Annotated in this window: 10 protein-coding genes; 5 read left to right on the top strand and 5 right to left on the bottom strand. The window is 34.1% G+C overall.

Annotation, left to right across the window (positions count from 1 at the left end; translation table 11 throughout):
* Nucleotides 1-97: 97 nt before the first annotated feature.
* The 4 genes from sufB to A6M55_RS07780 form a co-directional block, all read right to left on the bottom strand.
* Entirely contained in the window at nucleotides 98-1,543 is a 1,446-nt protein-coding gene (gene sufB, locus A6M55_RS07795) for a Fe-S cluster assembly protein SufB (protein ID WP_015030795.1), read from the bottom strand.
* A 119-nt stretch (nucleotides 1,544-1,662) separates the two neighbouring features.
* Nucleotides 1,663-2,148, bottom strand: coding sequence for a hypothetical protein (locus A6M55_RS07790; RefSeq protein ID WP_064197139.1), 486 nt, complete (start codon nucleotides 2,146-2,148; stop codon nucleotides 1,663-1,665).
* 6 nt (nucleotides 2,149-2,154) lie between these two features.
* A complete protein-coding gene (lpxB, locus tag A6M55_RS07785; RefSeq protein WP_064197138.1) occupies nucleotides 2,155-3,273 on the bottom strand; it encodes a lipid-A-disaccharide synthase in 1,119 nt (372 codons plus the stop codon).
* Nucleotides 3,274-3,349: 76 nt separating this feature from the next.
* Nucleotides 3,350-3,760: a 6-carboxytetrahydropterin synthase gene (locus A6M55_RS07780; protein WP_015030792.1), complete on the bottom strand. Its 411-nt coding sequence runs from the start codon at nucleotides 3,758-3,760 to the stop codon at nucleotides 3,350-3,352.
* 166 nt (nucleotides 3,761-3,926) lie between these two features.
* On the opposite strand from A6M55_RS07780, the gene rfaD reads away from it, so the two are divergent.
* From rfaD to tesB, 5 genes are all read left to right on the top strand, one after another.
* Nucleotides 3,927-4,892 (top strand): ADP-glyceromanno-heptose 6-epimerase, encoded by a 966-nt coding sequence (rfaD, locus tag A6M55_RS07775; RefSeq protein WP_064197137.1) that lies wholly within the window; start codon nucleotides 3,927-3,929, stop codon nucleotides 4,890-4,892.
* A 187-nt stretch (nucleotides 4,893-5,079) separates the two neighbouring features.
* Nucleotides 5,080-6,870 carry a translation elongation factor 4 gene (gene lepA / locus A6M55_RS07770; protein WP_015030790.1) on the top strand — a complete coding sequence of 597 codons (1,791 nt, stop codon included), beginning with the start codon at nucleotides 5,080-5,082 and terminating at the stop codon, nucleotides 6,868-6,870.
* A gap of 227 nt (nucleotides 6,871-7,097) precedes the next feature.
* Nucleotides 7,098-7,970: an AraC family transcriptional regulator gene (locus A6M55_RS07765; RefSeq protein ID WP_015030789.1), complete on the top strand. Its 873-nt coding sequence runs from the start codon at nucleotides 7,098-7,100 to the stop codon at nucleotides 7,968-7,970.
* Nucleotides 7,971-8,009: 39 nt separating this feature from the next.
* Entirely contained in the window at nucleotides 8,010-8,984 is a 975-nt protein-coding gene (locus A6M55_RS07760; protein ID WP_064197136.1) for a nitronate monooxygenase family protein, read from the top strand.
* A gap of 35 nt (nucleotides 8,985-9,019) precedes the next feature.
* The gene (tesB, locus tag A6M55_RS07755) at nucleotides 9,020-9,874 is read left to right on the top strand and encodes an acyl-CoA thioesterase II (protein WP_015030787.1); all 855 of its coding nucleotides are present in this window, start codon (nucleotides 9,020-9,022) and stop codon (nucleotides 9,872-9,874) included.
* Between the two features lie 60 nt (nucleotides 9,875-9,934).
* Here tesB and A6M55_RS07750 read toward each other — a convergent pair whose 3' ends face one another.
* Nucleotides 9,935-11,005, bottom strand: a complete 1,071-nt coding sequence (locus tag A6M55_RS07750) for an asparaginase (protein ID WP_064197135.1) — start codon at nucleotides 11,003-11,005, stop codon at nucleotides 9,935-9,937.
* Between the last annotated feature and the right edge of the window lie 167 nt (nucleotides 11,006-11,172).

Below are 11,172 nucleotides of genomic sequence, written 5' to 3'. Positions count from 1 at the left end.
ACTGGTTTAATTTCTCAAAATGTATTCATAATTATCTTATATAGAAAAAGACTGCCATTAGACAGTCTTTTTCTTTTATATTAATTCTTGCAAAAAATCAACCTACACTACCTTCTAATGAAATTTCAAGTAATTTTTGAGCCTCTACTGCAAATTCCATTGGTAATTGATTTAAAACTTCTTTCACATATCCATTGACAATCAAGGCAACAGCTTGTTCAGTTGGAATACCACGTTGATTACAATAGAATAATTGGTCTTCACCAATCTTAGAAGTAGTGGCTTCGTGTTCAACTGAAGCACTTGAATTTTTTACTTCAATGTATGGGAAAGTGTGAGCTCCACACTTATCTCCGAGTAATAATGAATCACATTGTGAAAAGTTTCGTGCGTTTTCTGCACGTTTTGAAACTTCAACTAAACCACGATATGAGTTTTGGCTTTTACCTCCTGAAATACCTTTAGAAACAATTCTACTCTTGGTATTTTTTCCAAGGTGAATCATCTTAGTACCCGTATCTGCTTGTTGCATATTATTTGTAACTGCAACAGAATAGAATTCTCCGATTGAATTATCTCCACGTAATACTACCGAAGGATATTTCCAAGTAATCGCTGAACCTGTTTCCACTTGAGTCCAAGAAATCTTTGAACCTTCACCAAAACATAATCCTCTCTTAGTAACGAAGTTATAAATACCTCCTTTACCATCTTTATCACCCGGGTACCAATTTTGTACAGTTGAATATTTTACTTCTGCTTTTTCATGGGCAAAAATTTCAACAACTGCTGCGTGTAACTGATTTTCATCACGCATTGGTGCTGTACAACCTTCTAAATAACTTACATAAGAACCTTCATCAGCCACAATTAACGTTCGTTCAAACTGACCCGTTCCTGCTGCATTAATTCGGAAATAGGTAGATAATTCCATTGGGCAGCGAACACCCTTAGGAATATAACAAAACGAACCATCTGAGAAAACAGCCGAATTAAGAGCTGAGTAATAGTTATCCTTTACGGGAACAACCGAACCTAAATATTTCTTTACTAATTCAGGATGCTCATGGATAGCTTCAGAAATAGAACAAAAAATAATACCTAATTCAGCTAATTTGCTTTTAAAAGTGGTAGCAACTGAAATTGAGTCGATTACAGCATCTACAGCAACTCCCGATAAACGCTCTTGTTCTTTCAATGAAATACCCAAACGCTCAAAAGTACGGCGTAATTCAGGGTCAATTTCATCGAGGCTTTTAACCTCTTTCTTTTGTTTCGGGGCTGAATAATATTTGATACTTTGCATATCAACAGGCTTATAAGTTACATTGGGCCATGTTGGTTCGGTCATTGTTTGCCAAACTCTATATGCACTTAATCTATATTCGAGCATCCATTCTGGCTCGTTTTTCTTAGCCGAAATCATTTTGATTACGTCTTCGTTTAAACCAGCAGGAATTTCATCAACTTCAATGTCTGTATAAAATCCGTATTTATATTCGGATGTAGTTAGTTCTTCTAGTAATTCTAAATCTTTGCTCATGCTTTTATTTTGCTTGATTTACTCTCTTTTTTTTAACAAAAATCTTGTAGTAAATGTTCGCAAATTTAGACTTAATATAAATAAGATTTTAAAAAATTCTGAGAAAATTGTTCTTAAGCTTATTTTACAGGCTCAAAAGTGGCTGAGAATTCATAACTTACATTGCTGATTGTAAGCATAGTTTTACCAACAAAAATATCTTCTGTTAATTGAACTACATCAAATGTTATGTTATCAAACTGACGACCTTGAAAAATAATTTTATCTACCGTAAATTTAGTTTCATCTGAATTTAAGCTCCAATTTGCTTTTAAAACCAAGTCAGGGTCTGCTGAGTTACACTTGGTAGCCCCTTCACGAATTTCATAACTTTTATTTGAATAGAAAGTTAAGATATTATCAACTACGCACGTAGGTTGGGTTGAAACCAAATCAATACTCAGACCACCATTAGCTGCAACAGCTTTTGTGTTTTTCCAAGATTTTGAAGTTGTACCAGCCAATAATTCTGTTTTTGTTTTTGGAGCCGCCGTTTCACTTTTTTTGCACGAAAAAAGAGTGCCCACAACTAAAGTAATAGCTACTGTTAAAATTTTAAAATTCATTGTTTATTATTGATTTTGTTTGATGTTCAAAATTTCTACAATCCTTCTGCCTGTTTTTTCAGAAGCACCCACTTCCCCCAAACTCAATTTTACCTCTTTATACCCCCTTATTTGTCTTTCCTTAAATTCAGAATTTCGGATAATTTTAGTCAATTCATCGCAAAGATTTCCAACAGTTAGGTCTTTCTGAATCAATTCTTTGACGACCTCTTTTTCAGCAACTAAATTTACTAACGAAATAAAAGGCACTTTTATGAGCATTTTTACAATTTGATAAGAAATATTACTGGTTTTATAACAAACCACTTGAGGAACTTCAAATAAAGCAGTTTCGAGAGTTGCGGTGCCCGACGTCACTAAAGCTGCTGTACTATGTGAAAGTAAATCGTAGGTTTGGTCGATAACTAAAGTAATTTTTTCATTTAAAAACGGTTCATAGAAAGACCTAGGTAAATTCCCAACCCCAGCAATAACAAACTGAAAATCAGGAAAATGTGGTTGTGTTGCCACCATCAAGTTGAGCATATTTTCAACTTCTTGTTTTCTACTTCCCGGCAATAATGCAATAACTTTTTTATTGGTTAATTTATTTTCTTCAAGAAAATTACTAGCAGGCTGAAAATTAGCAATTGAATCAAAGAGTGGGTTTCCTACAAACTCAACTTCAAAATCATACTTTTTAAAGAAAGAAACTTCAAATGGGAAAATTACAAATAAACGGTCAATGTTTTTCTTTAAACTCCACGCTCTACCCTGATTCCATGCCCAGACTTTTGGTGAAATATAGTAAAAAACCTTATAGTTATTCTTTTTTGCCCACTTCGCAATTCTCAAGTTGAATCCAGCGTAGTCTATCAATATTAGAGCATCTGGTTGAAATGCTTCAATCTCTTTCTTACAAATACCTATAAACCCTAAAATTTTACCAAGATTTTTCAGAACTTCTAAAAAACCCATAAAAGCTAATTCTCGATAATGCTTGCTTATTTTAGCCCCAGCTTCTTGCATATAATCGCCACCCCATGCCATTATTTCGGCGTTAGAATCTGCATTTTTTATAGCTTTTATAAGATTTGACCCATGCAAATCACCTGAGCGTTCGCCAGCAATAATGAAATATTTCATCTGAAAATAAATGCAAAATGAATAATGTAAAATGTACCGTGAAAGTTTACAACAATTATCAATTATTCATTGTACATCAGTTTCCGTAATATTCAACAAAATGATTAGCTGTTTCTACTAATTTAATACTGTGTAATTGACCTTTACAAAAATTAGGGATTATTGGAGCTAATATTTTCCAAATTTCCACCGCAAATACTTCGGTACTTGGCAATTTGCCTTTCAGAAACGGCACATCTGTATTCAAAAACGTATGGTCAACTTTATTAACAATTTCTTGTTTCATGATTTTGCTCAAAACTTTTAAGTCCATTACAAAACCTGTTTCTTCATTTATTTCACCTTTGACGGTTACAAATAACTCCCAATTATGGCCATGAATATTTGAGCACAGGCCAAATACTTCTCTATTTTTTTCTTCTGACCATTTTGGATTATATAGTTGATGAGCAGCGTTGAAGGTCTCTCTTCTTGTAATAAAAATCATTATTATACTTTATTTTTTTACAAAATTACCAACAAAAAACCTTAATTATATAAAAAGCTGCATTTTCTTAAAAAAGTACAATTTAATCAAAGTTTAGTGTATAGTTTTCTAAATGTGTATGATTTAATTTTGCAAACTATTTTCAAAATAGAAAAGAAATACATTTATGATAATTGTAACAGGTGCCGCTGGTTTTATCGGAAGTTGCTTAATTCAACGTTTGAATCAAGATAACTTTAAGTTTATAATTGCTGTTGATGACTTCTCTAATCCAGAAAAGATGAAGAATCTGGAAGGGAAGGCAATTCAAGAGTTTGTACACAGAGATAACTTCTTTGAATGGCTAGAACAAAACCAATCTGAAGTTGAATTTTGTTTTCATATTGGTGCTAGAACAGACACCACTGAATTTGACACAGAAATATTCGACCGCCTAAACCTCAATTATTCAAAGCGTATTTGGCAAAAATGCCATGAATTTCAAATTCCATTAATTTATGCTTCTTCAGCAGCAACTTACGGAGCGGGAGAATTAGGGTACGATGATAATGAATTAGTAATTCCGCAACTAAAACCACTTAATCCTTACGGAGATTCAAAAAATGATTTTGATAAATGGGCCTTACAACAAAAAAATACACCATTCTTCTGGGCGGGACTAAAGTTCTTTAACGTTTTCGGCCCAAATGAGTATCACAAAGCCAGAATGGCTTCAGTGATTTTCCATTCCTTTAATCAAATCAACAAAAACGGCAATATTAAACTTTTCAAATCACATAGACCAGACTACAAAGATGGTGAACAAATGAGAGATTTCATTTACGTGAAAGATTTAATTGATGTTTGTATTTTCTTGATGCATTCACGCCGAAATTCTGGTATTTATAATTTAGGAACTGGTCAAGCAAGAACATTCCTCGACTTAGCTAAAGCAACTTTCTCGGCATTAAATTTAACTCCAAACATTGATTTTATAGATACTCCGATTGATATTCGTGATAAATACCAATATTATACACAAGCAAATATGAGCAAACTTCGAATGATTGGATACAAAAAACCATTCACAAGTTTAGAAGATGCTGTAAAAGATTATGTGACAAATTATTTGGTTGACCAAAAATATCTTTAAAATTCTGCCTTTTTCTTTCTATTTTTGCAAAAACATTTAGGATTTACTTTGTGTTTTAGAAAAGTATTGCCTTTTTCAAGAGCGAACAAGCGGTATTTTGCTAAAACATGAAGAATTCGTAAGGCATCTAAATATTCAAACAAAAATATACAGTTTAAAGAACTTTACTTTCTGAGAAAGGTACTTAATGAAAAATATTCGTAATTTCTGCATTATTGCACACATCGACCACGGCAAAAGTACTCTTGCCGACCGTCTATTACAATTTACTGGAACTGTTTCGGCCCGTGATATGCAAGCCCAAGTGCTTGATGATATGGACTTAGAGCGTGAACGCGGTATCACAATTAAAAGTCACGCCATTCAAATGAATTACCAGTTTGAAGGTCAGGAATACGTACTTAACCTAATTGATACTCCAGGACACGTTGACTTTAGCTATGAGGTTTCTCGTTCGATTGCTGCTTGCGAAGGTGCTCTTTTAGTAGTTGATGCCGCTCAAGGTATCGAAGCACAAACTATTAGTAATTTGTTTTTAGCTTTAGAGCATAACCTAGAAATCATTCCAATTTTAAATAAGATTGATTTACCGGGAGCAATGCCAGAAGAAGTGAAAGACCAAATTGTTGATTTGATTGGTTGTGATAGAGATTCGATTATTCCTGCAAGTGCTAAAGAAGGTATAGGTATTAATGAAATTCTAGCGGCAATTATCCATAGAATCAAACCACCAGTTGGTGACCCCAATGCAGAACTCCAAGCATTAATCTTTGATTCAACTTTCAATTCATTCCGTGGTATTGAAGTTATTTTCCGTGTAAAAAATGGAAGAATAAACAAAGGTGATAAAGTAAAGTTCTTAGCAACCGGTAAAGAATATTATGCCGATGAGGTTGGTATTTTACGTTTAAGCAAAGAACCTCGCGATTATGTTGATTGTGGCGATGTAGGTTATATTATTTCGGGAATAAAAGTTGCTAAAGAAGTAAAAGTTGGTGACACCATAACGAATGCCGAAAACCCAACAAAAGAAATTGTACAAGGTTTCCAAGAAGTAAAACCGATGGTTTTTGCAGGGATTTATCCTGTTGATACTTCTGAATTTGAAGACCTTAGAGATGCAATGGAAAAACTACAGCTCAATGATGCTTCATTGATTTGGGAGCCCGAAACATCGGCCGCTTTAGGTTTTGGATTCCGTTGCGGTTTCTTAGGAATGCTTCACATGGAAATCATTCAAGAACGATTGGAACGTGAGTTTGATATGACCGTGTTGACTACTGTTCCATCTGTAAAATTCCACGTTGTAGATAAAAAAAATGAAATTATTGAGGTATCTGCTCCATCAGAAATGCCAGACCCTAATGGTATCTCTTGGATAGAAGAACCTTTTATTAGTGCCCAAATCATTACGGCAGCAGACTATGTTGGTCCAATCATTGGACTTTGCATGGATAAACGTGGTTTATTGAAAAATCAAGTGTATCTAACATCTACACGAGTAGAATTAACATTTGATTTACCTCTTTCAGAAGTAGTTTTTGATTTCTTCGATAAACTCAAATCAATATCACGTGGCTATGCTTCACTTGATTACCACTTAATCGGATATCGTGAATCGCATTTGGTTAAGCTTGATATTCTTTTAAATGGAGAGCCTGTAGATGCCCTTTCGGCAATTGTTCACCGAGATAAAGCCTATGAATGGGGCAAAAAACTTTGTGAGAAATTACGCGAACTTTTACCGCGTCAGCAATTTGACATTGCTATTCAAGCAGCCATTGGGGCAAAAGTAATTTCGAGAGAAACTGTAAAAGCCTTGAGAAAAGACGTAACAGCAAAATGTTATGGTGGTGATATTTCACGTAAAAGAAAACTTTTGGAAAAACAAAAAAAAGGTAAAAAACGAATGCGTCAGATTGGAACAGTAGAGGTTCCTCAAGATGCATTTATGGCTATCTTAAAGATTAATAACTAATAATAGTAAATTCTAAAAAGGGTGCTGAATAATTCAGCACCCTTTTTGTTTTTTATGTGATACTATTTTAATCAAACAACTCATTTTCTTCATCAATTCTTAAAAACATATTTTCCTAAAATTAAATTTTTATAACATTTTCAAGAAAAAACATTCATTTAAAAACAAAAATATTATTTTTACAAAATCTAAATACCTATAATTATTTTAACCTATACCTATTTATTATGAGCACCTTTCACCATGAAATCACTCCGCTTACACCTCATGATTGCTTCATGGTTTTTAATCGACAAAAAAAAGACTTTGATTTTCCCATTCACTTCCATGACGAATACGAAATAAATTTCATTGAAAATGCCAAAGGAGCTAGAAGAGTTGTGGGTGATAGCAATGAAGCGATTGACTATTTAGAACTTACTTTAGTTGGTCCGAATTTGCCCCATGCTTGGTTGGCCTACCAATCTGATAAAGATGATATTCATGAAATAACCATTCAGTTTCACCGTGATTTATTTGATAACAATTTACTCCAAAGAAATCAATTAAATCAAATTAAAGACTTACTCGAACGTTCTACAAGAGGAGTTGTTTTTTCGAAAGAAACCATCGAAAAAATAAAACCAAGATTAATTGCTCTAACGCAAAAAAGTGGCTTTGAATCGGTAATAGAATTGATAGCCATTCTCCATGAACTTTCCATTTCTAATGAATCTCGATTACTTACAAGTGGTGCTTTTAGTAGTGAAAAAGTCAGTTTTAAGAGCAGAAGAATCGAAAAAGCATTCGAATTCATGCGAGTCAATTATCACAAGGATATCTCTTTAGAAGACATTGCTCAAGAAGTAAATATGGCGGAGGTGAGTTTCAGCCGATTTATCAAAAAAAGAACAGGAAAAACCTTTATTGATAGTTTAAATGATATTAGACTTGGGCACGCAACAAGATTATTGATAGATACTTCATTGACAATTTCTGAAATTTCTTTTAAGTGTGGATACAACAATCTTTCATACTTTAACAGAGTTTTCAAAAAAAAATACTCGATTACTCCAAAAGAGTTCAGAGACAACTATACAGGCACCAAAACCTTCGTATAAGTATTCACTCAAAACAAATTCAACAAAAAACCAAATAAAATGTTACCACAAAATTTCTCAGAATCATTATCATTACCAGCAGTAGCTGCCCCAATGTTTCTCATTTCTGGACCTGACTTAGTAGTAGAATGCTGCAAAAATGGGGTTGTTGGCACGTTTCCTGCACTAAACCAACGCTCAACGGAGGGATTCGAACAATGGCTAATTGAGATAGAAAATAGATTATCTGGCTTCGTTCAAACCAATGGAAAGCCAGCAGCACCTTATGGCGTAAATTTAATTGTTCATAAAACAAACCCACGCCTCTACGCTGATGTTGAAATGATAGTTAAGCACAAAGTTCCTGTTGTGATAACATCGCTAGGAGCTGTTTCAGATATCGTTGATGCTGTACATAGCTATGGTGGAGTAGTTTTTCATGATGTGATTAGCAAAAGACATGCGGAAAAAGCGGCGGAAGCTGGCGTTGATGGTCTTATCTTAGTGTGTGCAGGTGCAGGTGGACACGCAGGAACGTTACACCCAATGGCATTTGTTAATGAAGTAAAACAGTTTTTCAACAAAACCATTTTACTTTCAGGCTGCATTAGTACTGGTCGAGATGTAGCATCTGCCCTACAAATTGGAGCAGATTTGGCCTATATGGGTACTAGATTTATTAATACTAAAGAAAGTAAAGCAGATAGTGCATATCAAGAAATGATTGTCGAAAGTAATACGAATGACATTGTATATACGGCCGCTGTTTCGGGTGTCAATGCCAATTTCTTGAAACCAAGCCTTGAAGCGGCAGGACTTACACCAGAACTTTGGTCAAAAGCTGGAAAGATAGATTTTGGTAAAGAATTAGATGCAGCTCAAGCAGAAGCCAAAGCATGGAAAACAATATGGTCGGCTGGACAAGGGGTTACTTCAATCAATGATGTTTTGAGCACACAACAACTAATTGATAACCTTAAAAAAGAGTTTCGAACTGCCATTGAAGAGCAATATAATTTATTACAGAAATATTAAAAATAGAATGGATTAAGCCATTTAAAATATTTTGCATGAAAACAGCAGAAGAATTAGTACAATTATTGAGTCTTGAGAAAATAGAACAAAATATTTTTAGAGGTGAAAACTATCAAGCACCTTGGAAAAGAGTTTTTGGTGGACAAGTACTTGCTCAGGCATTATATGCGGCCTATCAGACTGTTCCTGAAGATAGAATTTTACACTCAATGCACGGGTATTTTATCTTAACGGGTGATATTTCTATGCCAATCCTCTATGAAGTAGATAGAATCCGCGATGGTGGCAGTTTTACTACACGTAGAGTTAGTGCGATTCAAAATGGAAAGGCTATATTTAGTAGTATTAGTTCTTTTCAAAGTAATCAGGAAGGTTTCAACCACCAAATTTCAATGCCTAATGTTCCATCGCCCGATGCACTTGTTTCTGACTTGGTTCTATTGGAAGCTTTCAAGGAAAAAGCACCTGATTTCTACAAAAACTTTGCTCATCCTCGACCATTAGAATTTAGACCTGTTGAAAAAATAAATCCTTTAAAACCACAAAAACAACAACCATTCCGACACGTTTGGATTAAAGCAAATGGAGAATTACCAAATGATTTGAGATTACATCAAATTATTTTAGCGTATGCAGCAGACTACAACTTACTAGGAACTGCCACCCTCCCCCATTTAGACAGCGTTTCTTTAAATGATTTATTTTTAGCTAGCCTTGACCACGCTATGTGGTTCCATGAAGATTTCAGAATTGATGAATGGCTATTGTATGCTCTAGATAGCCCAAGTGCTTCAAATTCAAGAGGGTTCACAAGAGGTAATTTCTTTACGGAAGAAGGAAAATTAGTAGCCTCAGTTGTACAAGAAGGCCTGATTCGAGTGAAAAAATAGTTTTCTAAAAAGGTCTTTCAGAAATTATTGAAAGACCTTTTATTAATTTTATAAGAACAATCAGCTCATTTCTCCACAAATTGCATTCTCCATTCTATATTTTACACGCTCTGGTTCAGATTCTTGACTCAATAAAAACATTAGCTTTGTAATGGCAGCCTCGGTTGTAATATCAGACCCACTAATAATGCCGATAGATTTCAATTTTGAACTGGTTTGGTAGTGCCCTTGTAGAACTCTGCCCCCATCACATTGAGAAACATTTACAATTACAATTCCTCTTTTAGTTGCTTCGTAAAGTTCCTCTAAAAACCACTCATCTGATGGGGCATTTCCTGCACCATATGTTTCTAAAACTACTCCCCTTAAACCTTCGGTTGTTAATAAATTATGAACCATTGCCCTATTTATTCCAGGAAATAACTTAAGAATCATCACATGTTCTTCCAATTTTTCATGAACAACCAGTGGTAAATCTGGTCTAAATGGCATAATAAATGGGAAATTGAAATCAATTGTAACACCAGCCTCAGCTAGCGAAGGATAATTTTCGGAACGAAAAGCATTAAACTGACTACTCTCTTTCTTCTTTGCTCGGTTTCCACGCAATAAATATGAGTTGAAATAAATTGCAACTTCTGGTATTACTGGACGACCATTTATTTGTGCCGAAGCAATTTCTAAGGCTGTAATTAAATTTTCACGTGCATCAGTGCGAGCAATTCCAATTGGTAATTGTGCACCCGTGAGAATAACTGGTTTTGAAAGGTTTTCTAACAAAAAACTTAATGCTGAAGCAGTGTAGGCCATTGTATCTGTTCCGTGTAGAATAACAAATGCATCAAATTCTTCGAACTTATCTTTTAAAATTTTAGCTAATTCTATCCAAGTAGAAGGCTTTATATTAGACGAATCAATGGGCTTTGGTAATGTAAGAATCGTTAATTCAAATTCTAGACGTTGGAGTTCTGGTACATTTACCAAAATTTGGTCAAAATCGAAAGGGACTAATGACTTTGATTTTGTATCATAAACCATTCCCAAAGTACCACCAGTGTAAATCATAAGTACAGAAGCAGAACGGTTTTTTTTATCTGATGAAGTGATAATTTTAGAAGTTTTGTAGCTCATAATATTTTTTTTTGAAAAAAAAATTTGCGTGTCAAAATAGGCTGTTTTTACAAAAACAATATTTTTTTCCTGAAATCAAGTAAAATCTAAAGCTGTTTTTGAATAATCAAATCTTTTATAAGTACTTATACTCAATTTTTAAACCAAATTTTCTACTTTTTAAATTT

It is taken from the genome of Emticicia sp. MM, from assembly GCF_001649495.1.
Note: the sequence above shows the minus strand (reverse complement) of the source record. Positions and strands in the feature narration are given on the sequence as shown.

Excerpts from the sequence above, each read along its gene's own strand:
- sufB (WP_015030795.1), bottom strand. The coding sequence starts at position 1,543 with ATGAGCAAAGATTTAGAATTACTAGAAGAACTAACTACATCCGAATAT.
- A6M55_RS07790 (WP_064197139.1), bottom strand. The coding sequence starts at position 2,148 with ATGAATTTTAAAATTTTAACAGTAGCTATTACTTTAGTTGTGGGCACT.
- lpxB (WP_064197138.1), bottom strand. The coding sequence starts at position 3,273 with ATGAAATATTTCATTATTGCTGGCGAACGCTCAGGTGATTTGCATGGG.
- A6M55_RS07780 (WP_015030792.1), bottom strand. The coding sequence starts at position 3,760 with ATGATTTTTATTACAAGAAGAGAGACCTTCAACGCTGCTCATCAACTA.
- rfaD (WP_064197137.1), top strand. The coding sequence starts at position 3,927 with ATGATAATTGTAACAGGTGCCGCTGGTTTTATCGGAAGTTGCTTAATT.
- lepA (WP_015030790.1), top strand. The coding sequence starts at position 5,080 with ATGAAAAATATTCGTAATTTCTGCATTATTGCACACATCGACCACGGC.
- A6M55_RS07765 (WP_015030789.1), top strand. The coding sequence starts at position 7,098 with ATGAGCACCTTTCACCATGAAATCACTCCGCTTACACCTCATGATTGC.
- A6M55_RS07760 (WP_064197136.1), top strand. The coding sequence starts at position 8,010 with ATGTTACCACAAAATTTCTCAGAATCATTATCATTACCAGCAGTAGCT.
- tesB (WP_015030787.1), top strand. The coding sequence starts at position 9,020 with ATGAAAACAGCAGAAGAATTAGTACAATTATTGAGTCTTGAGAAAATA.
- A6M55_RS07750 (WP_064197135.1), bottom strand. The coding sequence starts at position 11,005 with ATGAGCTACAAAACTTCTAAAATTATCACTTCATCAGATAAAAAAAAC.